The 18652-nt window shown below is 68.7% G+C and carries 7 protein-coding genes and 2 pseudogenes; 5 read left to right on the plus strand and 4 right to left on the minus strand.

Annotated elements, in window-relative coordinates; all coding sequences use genetic code 11:
* Positions 1–114: 114 nt before the first annotated feature.
* The 4 genes and pseudogenes from ACZ7GX_RS28575 to ACZ7GX_RS28590 all read right to left on the minus strand — a co-directional run.
* Positions 115–441: pseudogene (locus ACZ7GX_RS28575) on the minus strand (transposase family protein); the annotation flags it as partial.
* 25 nt (positions 442–466) lie between these two features.
* Positions 467–859 (minus strand): annotated as a pseudogene (locus ACZ7GX_RS28580) (transposase); the annotation flags it as partial.
* 884 nt (positions 860–1743) lie between these two features.
* Positions 1744–2553 carry a serine peptidase gene (locus ACZ7GX_RS28585; protein WP_498781062.1) on the minus strand — a complete coding sequence of 270 codons (810 nt, stop codon included), beginning with the start codon at positions 2551–2553 and terminating at the stop codon, positions 1744–1746.
* A gap of 116 nt (positions 2554–2669) precedes the next feature.
* Positions 2670–5906, minus strand: coding sequence for a hypothetical protein (locus ACZ7GX_RS28590; RefSeq protein WP_498781064.1), 3237 nt, complete (start codon positions 5904–5906; stop codon positions 2670–2672).
* A gap of 1195 nt (positions 5907–7101) precedes the next feature.
* Between ACZ7GX_RS28590 and ACZ7GX_RS28595 the strand changes: the two genes are divergently transcribed.
* The 5 genes from ACZ7GX_RS28595 (at position 7102) to ACZ7GX_RS28615 (ending at position 18637) form a co-directional block, all read left to right on the plus strand.
* A complete protein-coding gene (locus ACZ7GX_RS28595; protein WP_498781066.1) occupies positions 7102–10713 on the plus strand; it encodes an AfsR/SARP family transcriptional regulator in 3612 nt (1203 codons plus the stop codon).
* Positions 10714–11134: 421 nt separating this feature from the next.
* Positions 11135–12766: a protein kinase domain-containing protein gene (locus tag ACZ7GX_RS28600; protein ID WP_498781067.1), complete on the plus strand. Its 1632-nt coding sequence runs from the start codon at positions 11135–11137 to the stop codon at positions 12764–12766.
* The gene (locus ACZ7GX_RS28605; RefSeq protein ID WP_498781069.1) at positions 12759–14576 is read left to right on the plus strand and encodes an SPFH domain-containing protein; all 1818 of its coding nucleotides are present in this window, start codon (positions 12759–12761) and stop codon (positions 14574–14576) included. Before ACZ7GX_RS28600 ends, ACZ7GX_RS28605 begins: the two co-directional genes overlap by 8 nt.
* Complete coding sequence (locus tag ACZ7GX_RS28610; protein ID WP_498781071.1) at positions 14560–16086, plus strand: Hsp70 family protein; 1527 nt, start codon at positions 14560–14562, stop codon at positions 16084–16086. Before ACZ7GX_RS28605 ends, ACZ7GX_RS28610 begins: the two co-directional genes overlap by 17 nt.
* A gap of 1 nt (position 16087) precedes the next feature.
* Positions 16088–18637 (plus strand): hypothetical protein, encoded by a 2550-nt coding sequence (locus tag ACZ7GX_RS28615; RefSeq protein WP_498781073.1) that lies wholly within the window; start codon positions 16088–16090, stop codon positions 18635–18637.
* Positions 18638–18652: the final 15 nt, after the last annotated feature.

Here is an 18652-nt window from a genome sequence, read left to right on the forward strand (position 1 = left end):
CGATCATCCTTCTGTCGCAAGAGTGATGATCAACCAAGGGCTGCTTCCATGATCAATCGGGGTGGACATCACCGACCGGGACCTAAAAAGACAAGCTAAGTAGCTGTTTCCGAGCTACCTGGGTTGTGTGAGTTGGGGGCTGGTAATGCGGATCATGAACCAGCGGACCATGGCTTCGTGGTGGTGACGGAGTCGTTCGTAGTCGCGGACGCAGCGGCGGTGCCCGGTGATCCACGCCAACGTCCGCTCCACCATCCACCTTCGTGGCAACACGGTGAAGTACGGCACTTGCGGGCATTGGACGATCTCCACCACCAAGCGGAGTGGCTTGCGGCCCCAGTCCAGAAGAGGGCCGGTGTAGCCGCCGTCGGCCCACACGAGGCGGACTCGCCCGCCTGCGGTGGCGCGCATCCGGCCCAGCAGGCTGCGGGCGGCGACGCGGTCCTGCGTCGAGGCCGGGGGTCACCAGCACGGCCAACAGCAGTCCCATGGTGTCCACGGCGATGTGGCGTTTGCGTCCCGCGACCTTCTTGCCGCCGTCCCAACCCCGTGTCGCCCTGCCGACGGTCTCCGCGGCGCGCACCGATTGCGAGTCCATCACCGCCGCCGACGGCCCCGCCACTCGGTCCTCCGCCAGCCGGACGCGATCGCGCAACGCGTCGAGCAGTCGCTGCGACGCGCCGACCCTTTCCCACGCGGCGAAGCGCTTATGGACCGTAGGCCAGGGCGGAAAGTCCGCGGGCAGGGCACGCCGCTTGATGCCGTTGTCCACCACGTAGAGGATCGCGTCCACGATCACCCGACGGCAGTGCCTCTCCCACCGCCCGCTCCGACCGGCCAGGCACGCCGGATCGGGCAACAGCGGGTCCAGCTCGGCCTACTGGGCGTCGGTGACGTCGGTGGGATATCGCCTTGCCCGTCGAGTGGGCTGGCGGGAGGCGGCCAGGCGGCAGCATGGGGTACCCGCGGTCGAACCGCCCGCGGGGATCGGGCACGATAACAACGGAACTCCTGGTGGAACGGCGCATAGACACCGTCCGATCTACCAGGAGTTCCCCGTCCGCGCACCAAAGTCCCTCCGCCCGATCAAGCTCGGATACAGGCACTAACAGGAGAGCGGTTGGGGATCCGGTCGACCGTGCGGTCGATGGAGCAGCCGAGTCCTCACAGGAGTCGCCAGGCCTTGAAGATCGAGACTGCACGTTCGCCCAGTGCGGACACAGGTTTGCGGGCGATTGGCAGCATGCTCACGGGCAAAGGTTGCCCCAATTACCACTGCGGGGCGATGTGGATCAGCCGCTAATCCTTCGACACGCCTTGTTCGGTTCAGCGTCCGATTTCCCACGCTTCGCGAGATTCGCGCGCGAGACCCATGCACGAGTTTCGGCACACGACTATCGACAAAATGAATAACACTGAACGCACACGATTGAGGGAAGTCGGCGAACCGGTAACGAACATCCGTTCGAAGTGAACCAGTTAACCACCTAATGGTCAGGACAACGGATCTTCCTGATCGCCCGGAGGTCCCCCGTCCCCTGAGGCATCACCGCTTTCTTGACGTGGTCGCTGTCGCAGCTGCGCGACCACCTGCTCAGCCACGGAACCGTCGCGGCGATCAGCCGGGAACCCGGCGCCTCATCGTGCACACCGGCGGCCACCGTGCAACGCGGATCACGAACTCCTCCGCGACCACGGTGACAGACCGCGAAGGCACGCTCGACCGACGGAACCGACCACGTGTCAGCGCACCTCCAGTTCAGCGGCCAGCGGCCCGCAGGCGAGGTAGTTGGCCACCATGTGGAAATCGAACGCGTGGATCACCGAGGTGTGGTCGACGGTCACGCCCGCGAACCGCGACGAGACTCCACCGGACGGAATCGCGACCAGGTCGCCTGGGTCGGCGATGTTCACCCAGCGTCGCACGTTCGGGGGACGTGAGCCCAGACCGTCGACCGGAGCGGGCGCGAGGCGGGGGAAGACGGCGTGAGGGAGCGCCAAAGGGGATCCGAGAGTGACGAGGAGGTCGATCTCCAGGTCTTCCTGCTGCCATAGGGTTTCATAGGCTACGACGCTTCCCAACGAGTGCGCCAGCACGACGGACGGTCGGTGTTCCCGGATCGTTGTGGCAACTGCCTCGCGGCTGGCTTTGCGGGCGTCCGGGGTGTGCAGGTAGTGGGCTACCTCACGGCAGAACTTCCTGATGAACAGCTCCACCAGACGCGGCGCGAGCTTGCGGCGCTCCGCGATCCAAGCCAGGACCTGTCGGACGGGGAGAGTGCCCCAGCCCTGCGCGACGGACGGCGGCACGTCGAACTGGTCCACCAGCGCGAACAGCACGTCCAACGCCTCGGGGGTCAGGCCGTCCTGTTCACCCTGTCGACCAGGGATGTCCAGGTGGTCGGCGTAGTACGCCACGGTCAGGTCCACCGGCGTCGGGCAACCTCGAGCCAAGGCACGGCGCCAAATCGCGGCCAACTGGTCACGCGCCTGATCCGGACGCACGGACGGACGGTGGTTACCGATGCCATGGACACCGACGACTCGCAGCACGTGATCATTCCTTCGGTCCCGAAGTGCCATTTCGCGTCCTCGTCACACACCGCGCTCGCTTCCCGGCGCAGTTACGGTTGGGTGCACGAGGCAGGCGCGCCCACCGACCGTCCGCTTCACCGTTCTCGCCCGGCGAGTTGATCGAACACCAGGACATCCGACCCGCTGCACACCACCAGGCCGCCGTCGGACGAAATGCTCAAAGCATGCACCTCGACGGGCATGACCAGGATCGCCCTGCACGTTGCCGTGGTGAGGTCCCACATCCTGACCGTGCGGTCGGCCCCACCGCTGAAGGCCACTGGCCGACCGTCGACCACGGTGCAAACCACCGCCGAGACCCAGCTCATGTGTCCCATGAGCGGCTGATAGACCGCCCGACCAGTCCCGATGTCCCACACATGCACCGCATCGTCGTCACCTCCGGTGACCACGACGTGACGGCCAGTAAGCACCCCGCAACTCGCGGTGTAGACACGGTCGCGATGCCCGCGCATCGGCGGGTGGAGCAGCATGCCACCGTCCGGGTCCCAGATGCGGACACCGTGGTCATTGCTGCCGGTGACGACAAGCGGGTGGTCGTCGGGATCGACACAGGCCACGGCTCGTGCCCACCGATGCGCGTCCTGCGGACCGCCGATCGGCTCCTTGGAAGCAAGGTCCCACAACCGCACCGACTCGTCGCCGCACACCACGGCGACCGTGCGACCGTGGAGCCGGACGCACGCGATGGCGTTGACCCAGCCGCACCCGGCTTCGAACGCGGTGACCAGGTCACCGGTAACCACATCGCTCACCCTCAGGGTGGAATCAGCTCCGCCGGTCACGAGGACTTGCCGGCCTGCGAGGTCAGTGGTGGAGAGGGCGGACACATGACCTCGATGGCCGGTCAACGGCGCGCTGATCGGACCACCGGACACCGCATCCCGGATCCAGACCGCACCTGTCGAGCCGGCGACCGCGATGAAGTGCCGGTCGTTCACCACGCCACAGGCCACCGCAGTGGCCCAACCCTCGTCGAGGGGCACGGTGTCCGCCCAACGTGGCACCCAACCCTCGGTACCGGTGTCCGCTACGAAGCGCTCGGCCAAGTCCGGCTCGCCGTGCCGGGCCGCTTCCAAGGCGAGCACCCAGCGCCAGTCCGCGAGCTCCGAGTACTGTCCGCCGTGCAGTCTGGCTTCACAGGCCCGTTCGTAGACTTCCGCGTTCAACTTGGCAGCGGACGTCGTCGCCCGCCGTAGTTCGGGACGTAGGCTTGCGATGTCCGCATGCACCAGGAACTCGACGTCGGCCAGCAGCTCGTCGACCCGGTCGGCCTCGACAGCGTGGTGGATCGTGTGTCGCACCAGGTACGGCGGCACCGAGGACCACCGCCCCCACTCGCCGCCGCGAACGGCGCTCAAGATGCGGTCGAGGACCAAGCTCGCCTGCACCGGGACAGAGGAGTAGGAAGCGTCGACGTCGTGCGCAGGTCTGACTGTGGGGAAGCGGCGCAGGTAGTCGGCGAGGCTCTGGTGGAGGAGCCGGTAGAGGGTGGTGCCGTCCCTTTCCACTGTCGTGCGCAGGTAGAAGCGGCCAGCGTCGAGGCAGTTGATGACGTCCTCGGCACGCATGTCGTCCGCGAACCCGGCTGCCACCAAGCCCGCGACCTCGGCCGGCATGCCTTCGCCCTTGGCGTAGGCCAACGCGGCCAAGGTCGCTCGAAGTTTCGCGCCGAGCAGGTGCACGCCCAGGTCGAGCTCCAAGACCTCCGGAAGGTTCCTCGGCACTGTCGCGCCCAGCTGTTCGGCCTCCTCCACGGTCATCGCGGGAGCGATGCCGTTGAGGTAGCCAGCGAACAGCCCGGCGACCAGGAAGGCTCCCCATTGCGGCCCGGACGGATGAGAGTTCTTCCTCACCAGGCGTTCGGCGATCGTCGCGGCGAGCCGGTCCCTCACCGGCCGCCGCACGGCTGCGGCATAGCGGGGAAGGTCAGCGAGCCGGGCGGTCAGGTACTCCTCGATGTCCACACGAAGCTCGGCAGGCGTCACCTTGTCGAGATCCAGCAACTCACCAGCCCGTACGGCGAGCTCGTTCGCACTCGCGGAATGATGCCACGGCCGGAGTCCGACCAACAGTCGGCACACGGGCGCGTTGTCCATGCGCATGGCGGCAGCCAGCGGGAACAGCAGTTCGGACACGACCTGGCGGGGGTGTAGCGCCTCGTCGACCGCGTCAACCACGACGACCGGCGTGGTCGGCAGCGTCTTGAACTCGCGGATCAAGTCGAACGCCGTCCAACCGTCGCCGGTCTCGGAGAAGTCGAACTGCCGGGCGAGCGAGGCGATCAACTCCTCGGCTCGACGCTGACGAGCGTGCACGGCGCCGAGGTACTCGTTGCGCGAGGGACAGCCGGAAGCTTCCAGTCGTGCGCGCACATGCGGTACCGCCTCTGCGAGGACCGGGTGCGCGGAGCACACCAGCGCGCCAAGCAATGCCGATTTGCCTACTCCCGGGCTACCGACGACGACCCGCAGGCCGGAGGTCGGGAGGCCACCGTCCATCCATCGAGCAAGCGAACGCAACTGCTTGCGGCGCCCCGCGAAATGCAGACCGACCCTGCCGAGGAAGTGCTCGGAGTCGAGCACGTCGTCGAGTTCGTCGAGGAAACTTCGCAGCGGCGACTCGATGGCCTGCCGCGCCTTACGCTGCGGGTCGTCGCTGTAGCGCGGATTCGGGAAGAACGGTAGCTCGGCTACCTTCTGCGCCGGATCGATCGGTGTCGCGTGAACCCTTTGCGGCAGACCTGGCATCGCTTCGACCCGTTCGGCGATCCGCCGTGCGACGGTTTGGAACGACACGTACCTGCGACTGGGATCGGTCCCCAGACCATCCTTCGCGAGTTGGGCCAGCACGGCCGCCACTGCCATACTGAACCGACCGTCGAAGGCGTCCTCATCCGGGCCCGCCGCAGCGATCACCCACACTCGCGCATCATGGTTGCCGAGACCGGTGAGCCAAGGTAGGCGGGCAGCCTTTCCCGATCGACAAAGGTCAAGCAGGAACAACGCCGGGTTACTCCGCTGCTGAGCGGTCGACACCCACTCGCTGACGTTCGTGCCGAGCCCAATACGGCCACATGCCGGAACCACGTCGAGGCGAGTGTCGTCATCACCCACTTCACCGTGCGAGACGATATGCACGATAATGCCAGAGTCGTCACTGTCGAGTATTCCACTGACGGCATGAACAAGTTCGGGGCGCTCCGGTTCGCGTAGAACCGTCGTGTCGTACCTCAAGTCGGCGAAGGCCCGCTCGACTTCAAGGACCACCTCGCCCACGAAGGCCAGCGGTTGCCGGACGATGTCGGTCAACGACAGCTCCTCAGCGTCCGCGTGAAGAGCCGCGAACTGCTCCACTCCGACGAGAAGCGCCTTGTTCCGCACTGTCCTCCCTTGATGAGGTCGCGTCACCGCAGGTCGCCACGCGGCGACACAGACCAGGACAGCGAGGGTAATCCACACCCAGTACGGCATGCCGCAGGTTCATCCGTCTGTTGCTCGTTCGGGGTACGGCGCGAGACCTAAAGCCTGCAACTGCCCGAACAGACCACGTCCGGCGCGGCATGCGCGGTTTGCCAGGCGGTCCCATATCGAGCTCAGAATCGATGCAGGCTTACCGATCCGCATTTATGCGGAGAAGTTATCTTTCCGGAATGCTAGCGCACCACGCGGATAGCCCTGCGGGACAACTTCCAAAACAGCCCGCACCAGTAGTGAAGCGCGTGCATGGCCCGGACTCGGGTTGTCCCTGACCTCTGTCGATCAGCCTCGACTTCGCGAGCAGGCATGGCCTGACATCGGAGGCGCTGCTCCAACACCGAACTCGACGACCCAAGATAAAACGACGATGTGACAGCGACGGGAACGCGGTGGAACGCGCCGGAACTCGGCTTGACCGTAGGGAACGACCGGCTCTGACCTGCGCGAGCCGGAAAAGCGCAGGTCAGAGCCGGACCCTCATGTCCTTTTTTTGACACGGTAGGGGTCACTGGTTCAATCCCAGTATCGTCCACAGAGAAGTGCAGCTCAGAGGGCCTGTCGGTGATCACCGCCGACGGACCCTTGAGGTCCGACCGTCATCTGACCGTGGGTCTCGCGACCCCGCTGATGCTGCGACCCTCTACGCCAGGTCCTCCGGCACGGGACCAGGACAACTTCGGGTTGCTCGCCCTGCTCGTGTCTTGATCACCCGACCGCCACCCGACCGTGATACCCGCCACCCTCACAGGACGGGTGACGGATGCGCTCGAAGGTCACCAAAGCCGCCTCGTCGGACTCGGCAGAAGGATGCAGGTACCTCTCGGTCGCCCGCAGGCTCGCGTGGGACCACATCCTCGAACATCTGACCGACGGCGAACCCGTGACACGACCCGGAGACCGGTCGGAAGTACCGGGACGCGACCATCGGGACGAAGCACGTCTCGGCGGTGAGGATCCGCACGGTTGCGGATTCGCCCGACCGACCTCCTGTCACACTCCGGATAGGCCGAGCCTTCCGGGAGGGCAGGTGGAGATCCGGCTGTTGGACGGTGTCGGGATTCGCGGTGACCTGGGCGAACACAAGCTGAAAACAAGGACGCAGGAGTGCATGTTGGCCGTGTTGGCCCTGCCTCCGCGCAAACCGGTCAGCGTCGGGATGCTGATCGATTGCCTGTGGTCGCCCGACAACCCGGAACGCAGACAGGCCAAGAAACCTGCCTCCACCATCCAGACCTATGCCAAGCACATACGCGCCGCCCTCACTCGCGCGGGCGGCGATGGTGCCTGGCTGGATGGCAGGTCACGTCCCGGGTTCTACCTGCTCGCGATCGATCCGATGCTGGTGGACTACCAACGGTTCCTGATCTTGGCCGAGGCGGCCCAACAGGCCAGTGACTTGGATCGGTTCGAGGAGGCGTTCGCTCTGTGGCGAGGTGCCCCGCTGGCCGGACTCGGCGGTGACTGGGCCGACCGCCGCCGAGAGGACATGGCCGCCCGGTATCGGACGCTCAAAGAGCACCACCTGCGAGCTCTGCTGGACAGCGGTCACGCCGACCGGGTGCTGCAGGAGTTGCACGTCCTCGTCGAGCACCATCCGACCGACGAGTTCCTGCTCATCGGCGTCCGCGCCCTCTCCATGCTCGGACGCCACGTCGACGTCCGCGCCTGGATCGACCGCCTTACTGCCCTGATGCGCCAGATCTATGGCGCCGAACCCCTTCCGGGCACGCTTGCGCACGCCCAACGCGCGGCTGCCGGGCCTTTGCCCCCCACCACTCCCAGTCCGGCGATCGCGGTGCAGGGCCACACCGTTGTCCCTGTGCCGGCGGGCTCGGCCGCGGTGCCGGTGGAGAACGCCGTGCGGGAGCACCGGCAGGTGACGGATCGAGTGTTGAGCGAGGGGTTCACCGGGCGGGAATGGGTGCTTGCGGAGATCGATGGACGTCTGGCCGGGATGTCCGGCGGCTACGTCTGGGTCGAAGGCGACGCCGGAGTGGGGAAGACGGCGTTGGCGGCATTCTTGGTGCAGGAGCGGGGCTGGGTGGGGCACTTCGCCGGGGTGAGCAGGGGCGCGACGGTGCGTGTCGGGTTGCAGAACCTGGTCGGCCAGTTGGTGCGGCGGTGGGCACTGGCGGACATCGCGCCGGGCGCGATGGTGCCGGAGTGGGCGTTCACGCCGGAAGGGTTCGACGTGGTGCTCCACGCGGCGGCCAAGCGGGCGCGGGTCGCGGGGAGCCCACTGGTCCTGGTCGTCGACGGGGCGGACGAGGCCGAGGTCGACGGGCAGCCGTGGGGACTGCCGTTCGTGCTGCCGGACGGGGTGTTCGTGGTGGGCACCTACCGGACCGGTCACCCGCCGCCACGCGCCGGCGGCGGCCAGGCTGTGGTGCGGCTGGCGGCCGACGATCGGCGCAACCGCCTCGACGTCGAGGCGCACCTACGCGCGGTGTTGCCGCCGGAGTTGGCCCGCGAGGACGTCATCGCCGCGCTGTCGGACCGGTGCCAGGGCGTCTGGGTGTACTTGCGCTACGCCGTCGAGGAGCTGCGGAACGGGGTTCGCGACGTGCGAGACCTCACCTCTCTGCCTTCGGGCCTGTCCCGCTACTACACCGACACCGTGGACCGCTGGAGCCGGAGCCCGGACTGGGACGTAGGGCTGCTACGGCTCTTGGGTGTCGTCGCCGTGATCGGAGAGCCGCTCGACGCCGCCGACCTCGCGTTGGCGGCCGACGCCGACGAGACCGCGGTCCGGCGCTGGTGCCACGGCACTCTTCGGCCGTTCCTCACCGTAGAGCGCGCAGGGCCGACGGCTCGCAGGTTCGCCGTTCACCACACCAGCCTGCGGGAGTTCCTGAACGGCCGCCCCCTGGACGACCTCGGGTCCGAGGAGGACTGGCACTGGAGCGAGACGCTGGGTGCGGCGGCGGCGGCCGCACGTCACCGGATCGTCGACCACCACCTCGCCAGGTTCGGCGGACTCGACGCCGGGTTGCCGCGGCTGGCCGCCGACCTCGACCTGCTGACCGCGGGGTCGGGGTACGCGGTGCGACACCTGGCGGGGCACCTGCTCGACGCCGGGCGGATCGAGGATCTCTGCCGGCTCGTCATCGCCGAGGGCCGGACGGGCAATCTGTGGTTCGCCGCCCACGAGCACGCCGACGCTGTCGACGACTACCTCGCCGACATCTTCACTCTGTGGGCGCACCTCGCACACCGAACCGACGAGGCGCTGGCGGCGGGCAGACCCGCGCCGACGCTGGTGGACGAGGCACGGTGCGCGCTCGCGGCCTCCTCGATCACCAGCCTCACCTCGAACATCCCAGCCGACCTGGTGGTCGCCTTGGTGAAGGCCGGGATGTGGACGCCGCAGCGGGCGGTCGCGCACGCCCGCAGGCTGCACGCCCCGCCTGCCAGGGCGCTGTTGCTCGCCGCGCTGGTCCCGCTCCTACCGGATCACCTTCGTCCTCCGGCGGTGGCGTGGGCGCTGGCCGCTGCCCGTGATCCCGTCATCCACATCACCGGCGACGTGCTGACCCGGATCGCGCCGCACCTGACGGACGTGGACGACGCGGTGTCGATTGCGTCCCGGGTGCGGCACGGCGGGTGGCGCGCCGCGGCGCAGGCGGCGATCGCGCGACGCCTGGACGGACAGTCCAGGCGAAACCTGCTCCGGGACGCGCTGAACTCGGCAATGTCCGTCGCCGGTGAGCACGATCGCGCGGAGGCCGTCCGGCGGATCCTGCCGGATCTGCCCGATGACCTGGTCGATGACGCGGTGTCCGCCGCAGCCGGAACCGCCCCGCCGCGCGAGGCGCCGCAGACGCGGATCGGTGCGCTGCTGAAGAGCACCACCGCGGCCGGCAGCGAACTCGCCCAGGTTGACGAAATCGTCGCCCTCATCCCCACGAGTTCCGAGGACGATCTCGCAGAGGTGCTGGCCGCCGCGGCGGGGGTCTCCGACCTCGACGCCCGAGCCGTCCTGCTGACGGCGGTCGCGGCCCGGCTGCCCGTCGGCGAACGGCCACCGGTGCTCGCCGCCGCGCTGACTGCGGCCCGCACCATCACCACCGCCGCCGACTCCGACCTCGGTGACGCCTTGGCAGTGGCCAACCACCGGACCCGCGCCGGTGTGCTGGCCGGATACGCGTTGCCCGACGAGCACACCACCGCCGTGGGACACAGGCCTCCCCCGCCGCTCGTCCGCACGCTGCCCGAGATCCTGACGATGGACGACCCGTTCCGCAGAGCTCGCGCGTTGGCTTCGGCCGCACCGGGCCTGACCACCGCCGAGGTGGATGTAGCGCTTTCCGCCGCGGAACTCCTCCCCGAGGAAGCCCGGACCCGGGCGCTCACCGGCTTGGTGCCCGTCCTCGACTCCGCCTCTCACCTCACACGGGCAGCGGCGGCGGCACCGAGCCGGGACCGTGGGCTGCTGGTCGCGGTGGTCACTCGCGCCGCGACGGTCCTGCAAGGCCCGGAGCTGGTCGTCCTGCTTCGCCGTACGACGCGGTCGGTCAGTCGGACGACTTGTCTCACGCTTCTGGACCTGGCCGCCCCGAGGCTGGCGGAGCTCGCCGGTCCCGGGTTTCGCGCCAGTCTGGCCGCGGCGGTCGACGACGCACGGCGTTGGTGGCCGTGAGAGAGCAGAACTCCTGACTCGACCAGAGGTCACGCGGGCAGAGACGGTGATGCGAGCCTGCCTCAGTAATACCTCGTGGATGTCGTCGCGAATCCCCATCGGATCCGTGGGCGGCGGAATCAGCGCTGGAGGTCATCACCGGGCGACCGGCGACCTTATTCCAAGATCACTTTTCCGGATCCGAATTCCGCAAATTTACGGCAAGGACGGCCCGTTCCCGTTCAGGACACCGGACTGGTCACCTGATCATGAAAGTTTCAGGACCGGGGAACGCAACGAAGCGACTACCGTAGGGCAAAAGCGTGATAGCCGGACAATTCTGTTGTGAACCGGTCTAGAATCGTCTTTGCGACGCACGGCGGACAAGCGGGGTCCGCGCGTGGCACGCGTCGGGGGACGTTCGTGTGCCGGAAGGTGACGAATGGTCATTGCGCAGGTCGAGGTATTGAGACCCGGTGATCCGAGACGCCTGGGGCCCTACCGGGTTTTGGGCAGACTGGGATCAGGCGGGATGGGAACGGTGTACCTGGCGGAGTCGTCCGGAGAACAGGTGGCCGTCAAGGTGATCCACTCGTCGCACGCGGCAGATCCTGTGTACCGCAAGCGGTTCACCCAGGAGATCGAGGCGGCGCGGGCGGTGCGCTCGGAGTACACCGCCACGGTGGTCGACTCGCAAGCGGTGGGCGACCCGCTCTACGTGGCCACGGAGGTGGTTCAGGGACAGGCGCTGGACCGTTTGGCGAACGGAAGGGGTTTGCCCGCCGAGCGGGTCGTCTCGCTCGCCCGCGACACCGCACGGGCGCTGCGCGACATCCACCGTGAAGGGCTGATCCACCGGGACCTCAAGCCCTCCAACGTGATGGTCGGCCCGACCCGCGCCGTGCTGATCGACTTCGGCATCGCGACCACCGTCGCCGACATCGGTCGCCTGACGAGCACCGGGAAGGTGATGGGAACCCTGCCCTACCAGGCTCCGGAACTCGTCAAGGGAGGCAGCACCGCGTCGGTGAAGTCCGACATCTTCGCGTGGGGCTGCGTGGTCTTCTACGCCGCGACCGGACGGGGGCCGTTCGGCGACGGCGCGGCGGGCGAGGTGATCCCGGCCATCCTCGGCGCGGATCCGGACCTGCGCGCGGTGCCGGGAGAGGTCCGCGAGATGGTCGGACTGGCACTGTCCAAACGGGCACGGGATCGGCCGGACTCCGACGAGGTGGCCGCAGAACTGGAATCGAGGTACGCGTCGGTGGTGGTCTGCGGTTCACCTCAGGACGCTTACGCGGTCCGGCTTCGGAAACTCTTGGTGGACAACGGCTTCACCGTGCGGATATCGACCATTCCGGACACTCTCAACGGTGCGGGCGTGCTGCTGATCCTGGACTCCGACCGACCCTCCCCGGCGACCGTCGACATGAGACAGGCCGCGGAACGGCGCAGCATCCCCGTCCGGCGGATCATCCTGGCCGGCCCGCGGCAGCCCGACGCCTTCCTCGACGCGCGTGCCAGCGCATTACCCGGTCCGGCCCATCTCGTGCAGCTACGCGCCCTAGTGCGCACGAAGCCGCAGACGCACGACGCCACCAGTCCGGTAGACCGCACGGCGGCGCTCATCACGGCGGTGCGGACCGCGTTGCGAGCAGGTGACCTCGTCACGGCCGACCGGCTGACCACCGACATGCTGCTCGCGGCAGCCGGGCGGTCAGAGGAGGGATGGATGACCCGCTCCCACGTCAACCACATCGGAACGGCCTTCCTGCGCGACCTCGCCCAGGTGTGGCAGGAAGAAACCGGCGGCAGTCACGGTTTCCACGCCCAGCGAGCGCTGCTGCCGGAGAACTCGCGGAACAGGATGTACACCCTGGCCCTCACCTTCGGGTGGAGCAGTCAGGGCTTCGTACCGGACGACTACGAAACGTGGGCCGCCGACGGCGGGGACGTCCCCGGGTTCTTCCCGACGCTGCGCTCACCCAACCGACCATCCGGCTGGTACGACAGCTGGGGCATGACGGTCACCGCGGTGCACGACCGGATCAGCGAGGAGCGACGCAGTGGATGACGTCATCGGGTTCGTGGTGTCGGGGCTCTGGGTGCTGGCCGGGCTGGGCTTCCTCGTGCTGGTCGTGCAACAGGTCAAGCGATCGGCTGTGAACGTTCCGCTGGGGCAGTTCGTCGTCGTGACCCGCAGGTACAGCTCGTTCCGGCAGGCCGATTCGCTCGCCAAGGCGGTGGACCGGCAGAGCAAGCTGCTGATCGGCGGTCGCATCTACTTCCGGCCACGCTGGCTCTACCAGGTGGTCTTTCACGACATGATCAGCATTCCGATGGACTCGATCGGGATCGTGCACGCCAAGATGGGCGGCTCGCTCGAGCACGGACAGCCCATCGCACGGCACGTGCCGTGCGACTACTTCCAGGACTTCAAGACCTTCCTCGACAAGGACGGACAGCAGGGACCGCAGATCGAGGTCCTGAACAGCGGTGGCCAGTACGCCATCCACCCGACCGTCTTCGACGTGAAGATCGTGAAACGCACCTACGTCCCGCTGAGGACCATCGGCGTCGTGGTGGCCAAGGTGGGCGAGATCATGCCGTACGGCCACACTCTCGCCCGGCACGTCGAGTGCCACTACTTCCAGGACGGGGTGAAGTTCCTCGACGACGGTGGGCAGCAGGGACCGCAGCAGGCGCTGCTCCCCGGTGGGGGCAACTACGCCATCAACACCGACATGTTCAACGTGCTCACCGAGAACCACCTGGACCTCGAGATGGTCCCGCTGTCGCACCACTACCTGGAGCCGGAGGACCTGCGGCTGGTGTCGGTGGAGAGCGAGGAGACCGGTGTCGTCATCGTCACCGAAGGGGCGCACCCGGTCGACGCCGCCGAACCCGCGCCGAAGGTCGAGGGCCACGAGAGCTTCCAGTTCCCCTGGATCTTCCTGGCCAACGGTGGGCAGTTCGGTCCGCAGTCGGAGGTGCTCCCGGGCGGCTCGACCTACGCGATCAACCCGTTCTTCGCCCGCGTGGTGCGGATTCCCTCACGGGAACTGATCCTCTCCTGGGGGCGCAAGGACGTCAGCGCCGACCGCTACGACTCCGAGCTGGATCTCATCGAGGTGACCCTGGACGGGTTCCACGTGTCGGTCGAGCTGACCCAGACCTTCGTCATCCCGCCGGAGACCGCGCCGCACCTGGTCAAGCGGTTCGGCGAGGACGACGAGGAACACGGCACCGCGGGCGTGCGCAAGTCGGCCGCGGTGCAGCGGTTGGTCACCCGCCTGCTCGGTGTGGTGGTCAAGGGCTACTTCAACGAGGTGTCGAACAGCCACCTCATCGAGGAGTTCATCAGCGATCAGAACCAGGTCCGCGCCGAGCTGAAGACCCTGGTCGAACAGGCGCTGCGGGAGCAGAACGTGTCCCCCAGGTTGACCACCATCGGGGCGATCAAGTTCCAGTCCGACGAGATGAACGAGGAGTTCCGGCACATCGCGAAGCTGCGGCAGCAGAGCAGGCAACTCGGCCAGCAGTTGATCAACGCGGCGGTGGAGACGGACCTGAAGAGGGAGAGCATCAAGCAGGAGAAGCTGAAGCGGTCGGCGGAGCTGGAGGAGGACGTCCGCATCCTGGGCCGTGACCAGGTCGCGGCGGAGCGGATGGCCCGGATCGACGCGAGCCGCCAGGTCCCCCAGGTCCTCGTCTCGTCGAACGACCCCGGGGTCCTCGACCTCCCCAGGCGGGTCCGTGGCGTCTCGCGGCGCGACGGACAGCTTCCCGTGTGGGTGCTGGACACCGAGGACGTGCGGCCGCAACCGGCGCAGATCACCGAAGCCTACGACCGGGAGGAGGACGAGCATGACGACCCGCGCTGACCGTCCCCGCTTGGGAATCGACCTCGGCACGACCGCCACGTGCGTCTGCGTGGTCGACAGCACCGGGGAGGCCAGAGTGCTGACCAACCGGGAGGGCCGCGCAACCACCCCGTCGGCGGTCTACCTCGATTCGGACGGCACGGCGGCGGTGGGTGACTTCGCGCTCGACCAGCGCGCGCAAGAGCCGGGACGGGTGATCACCGAGATCAAGCGCGAAATCGGCGGCGACTACACCGTCGCGGTCCCTGGCGGGCACCTGCGGCCCGAACAAATTTCGGCCCTCATCCTGCGGCAGGCCGTCGAGGACGCACTCGAGACGCTCGGCACCGAAGTGCCCGCCGACGGTCCGCTCGCCAGCACCGTCGTCACGGTCCCCGCCTACTTCGGGACGGCGGAGCGGGCGCGCACCCGCGAAGCTGCCCGCATCGCCGGACTGGACGTGATCGACCTGGTCAACGAACCGACCGCGGCGGTGTTGGCCAGCGGCCTGCGCGGCACGTCCGCCGGTCGGGCGGTCCTCGTCTACGACCTCGGCGGCGGTACCTTCGACGTCACCGTCGTGCTCATGTTCCCCGACGAGGTCCGCGTCGTGGCGACCGGCGGGGACGCCCGTCTCGGCGGCGCCGACTGGGACCGGGTGCTCGTCGACCTCGTCCTCGACCAGCTGGGCGACATCTCCGACGAGGAGGATCCCCGGACGTCGCCGCGACTGATGGCGGCTCTGCTCGGACGGGCGCAGGCGGTGAAGGTCGCGCTGTCGACCTCCACCGAGCAGATGCTGACCTTGCGGACCACGCAGGGCCGCGTGCACCGCATGGTGATCTCCCGCAGCGACTACGAGAAGGCCACCTCCGACCTGCTCGACCGCACCATCGACTTCACCGCCGACCTCATCGAGCAGGCCCGCGCCGCCGGGGTGTCGACGATCGACGACGTCCTGCTGGTCGGCGGGATGTCACGGACGCCCGCCGTGGCCAGGAGGCTCGACGAGGCGTTCCCGCGCCTACCCGCGCCTCGGCTCGCGGCCGACGCTGAACTGGTGGTCGCCAAGGGCGCCGCCCAGGTCGCTGCCGGGGAGTCGCGCAAGGTCGTGGACGTGACGTCCAAGGGGTATGGCGTGCTGATCACGCGCGACGCCGCTCGCCCCTCACTCGGCAGCGCGGTGCACTGGATCATCGCCCCGAACACCCCGCTGCCCACCAGCGGACGACACACCTTGTGCACCGTGCGCGACAGGCAGACCACGATGCGGATCGCCGTGTACGAATCCATGACGGATGTGCTGTCCGACGACGAGGCCGATCACCTCCGGCTCGACGAGCGCACCATGGAAAGGCTGCCGAGGGACGGCAGACGCGGCGACCCGGTCGAGCTCGACTTCTCACTCGGCGCCGACGGGGTGCTGCGGATCGACGCCCGCGCGGCCAACGGCGCGCGGCTGGAAATCGAGACCCAGGTCCGCGGCCGCGACACCGACACCGACGCACCACTGCCCGGTCTGCGGCGGTGACATGGCCGAGACGGACCTTCCCGGACTCCGCGAGGCCGACATCCGCGCCTACCTCGACGACGTCATCACGCCGGTCGAGACGGGGTGGTCGCCCCACCGGAACCTGTTCCGGGTGTACCGGCTGCCCGCCGACTGCACCGCCGACGAGGTCGACTCGGCGCTGACCTCCATCCCGACGCTGTGGGGCACGCCCGAACTGCGCGAGCACACCCGGGCCGTGGAACGGCTGCGGCGCGGGCACCCGACCGCCGCGCGGATGCTGGGAGATCCGCGCGGGCGCTCGGTGCACCGGACCGCCGTAGCAGCGGAACGCACCGCCTTGGCCAAGGTGGTCGACCAGTTCCTGCGATCCGCGCCGGGCATGCCCGCCGCCGCCGTCGCGGCCCTCGTCCGGCAGTCCGCGGGCCGCTGGAGCCGCCCGGACGTCCTGGCCGCGCTCGAACAGCACCGGGCGGTCGAGCGCGAGCCCGCGAGCCTCAGCATCCCGCCGGACACGCCCCGGTCTCGCCGGGTCACCGACGCACTGGCCGACCTTGGGATCCCCAGCCTGTGGGAGTACCTGACCAGGAACCTGTCGTCCGGGGGCCCGGACGTCCAGGCCGACGCGCTTCGGCGCAGGCGCGCACATCTGCGGACCCGACGAGGACCAGGTGTCGAGGCTGAGCTGACCGTGCTCAAGATCGTCGAGCAGGCGCTGGAGGAGCCGGAAGGACTGAGCCGGCTGCTGCGCCACGAGTTCCTCACCGAGCTGTCGGTAGCCGTGCTGCTGGGCTACCAGGAGGTCAGCTTCCTCGCGGCCGCCGAGCCGCAGCGCTGTGTCACGAGCGGACTCCCCCGCGACCCCGACACGCTCGCCTACGCCGTCTGGTGCCGACGAACGCACCGATCCGACTGGGAGTCCGACTACCGGCAAGCCGTCGCCGATGGCAGGCTGCACGCCGCGCTCGGGGTGCTGTCGAGCAGGCAGCTGACCGGGGACTGGGAGTGTGTCCGGGATGCGCTGGCCGCGACCGTGGACCGGTTGGCCGCCGATCTCGCGGCTGCCCGCGAACTGGAGGACACCGCGCCGGAGGACGCGGCTGCCCGCTACCTGGCGGCGGGACGGGAACTGACCGACCCCGCGATCACGTCGGGCCTGCGCCGTTGTCCGGCCATAGCTCCCGCCGAGGTGTCCGCGCGGGTGCACCACGACGCCGTCGTCATCACGTGGCAGGAGTCGACCTCGACCGCGGGCCGCCTGACCTATCGGGTCAGCCGAGGCGGATCGGTGATCGCCGACGACACCGACGCCCTGGCACTGTCGGACGTGCCGCCCTTCGGTGTGCCGACGTCGTACACGGTGCAAACCCTGAGGAACAACGTCCCTGGCGGGATGGCGCACAGCGAAGAGGTCATGCTGGCGCCCGAGGTATTGGACCTGGAGGTCGAGTCGACGATGCTGTCGGTGCACGGCCGCTGGCGGTTGCCTCCCGGAGCGGTCGGGGCATCGGTGACCAGGGTCGCACCGTCGGGCGACACCGCGGAGATCACCCCCACCAACGGGACCGGGTTCGACGACACCGCTGTGATGCCCGGTGTGCAGTACCGCTACCTCGTGCGCGCCCGCTATCCAGGCCGGGCAGGCAAACCCGAGGACAGCGCGGGCTTGACGGTTCACGGTGAGTGCCCGGGGAACCCGCGTCAGGTCGACGACCTGCAGGCCGACCTCTCGGGCGACACCGTGGAGCTGACGTGGACCAGGCAAAGCGGCACTCCCCTGGCGATCCGCGTCCCGCACGACGGGGTCGCGCCCCCACCACAGGTTCTCCGTGCCGCCGACGCCGTGGTCGCGGGCAGGGTGGTCGCGGTCAGCGACACGGGCCGGGCTTCGGTCCCTCTGGCGGACCTGGCAGGGCAACGGGTGCTCGTGCCGGTCACGGTGTCCGGCCCACTCGCCGCCATCGGTCCGGCGACGCGGGTGGCTGCCCCACTGGAGCCGGTCAGCGGCCTGCACGCCAGGCGATTCGGGCCGCAGGTGGTGCTGACGTGGCAGTGGCCGATGTGGGCCACCGACGTGCGGGTGGTCTGGCGGCTGGACGGGCCGCCCACCGGGCCGCTGGACCCGCAGGCCACCGCGTTCGAGATCAGCAGGTCGGCGTACGCGGGCCGGGGCGCGCGGATCACCGCGACCCTGCCCGGCGAGCACTGGTTCGGGGTGTCGGTCGTGGACTCCGGCCGGTTCGGGCCCATGGTCACGGTGTGCTCGACCCGGTTGCGCGAGGTGCGCTACGGCGTCCGGCGCGCGGCCTGGTGGCGACGGGGCGAAATGCTGGTCACCGTGCACGGTCCGGAGCCCACCCCCGACATCGCGGTCGTCGCCAAGTCCGGGTCGCGCCCGCTGACACCCGAGGACGGCGTCGAAGTCCTGAGGCTGCCCGCCGCCGGCCCGTCCGAGCCCGTCCGGCTCCGGGTGCCGCGCCACCTGCGACGGCCGGTGTTCCTGCGCGCGTTCTCCCTCGACGAGACCGTCGCGCTCGCCCACCCCGCCCCGCACCTCCTGGTCTTGCCCTGACCCGAGAGGAGACCG

This window comes from Actinosynnema sp. NPDC037264 (genome assembly GCF_055603705.1).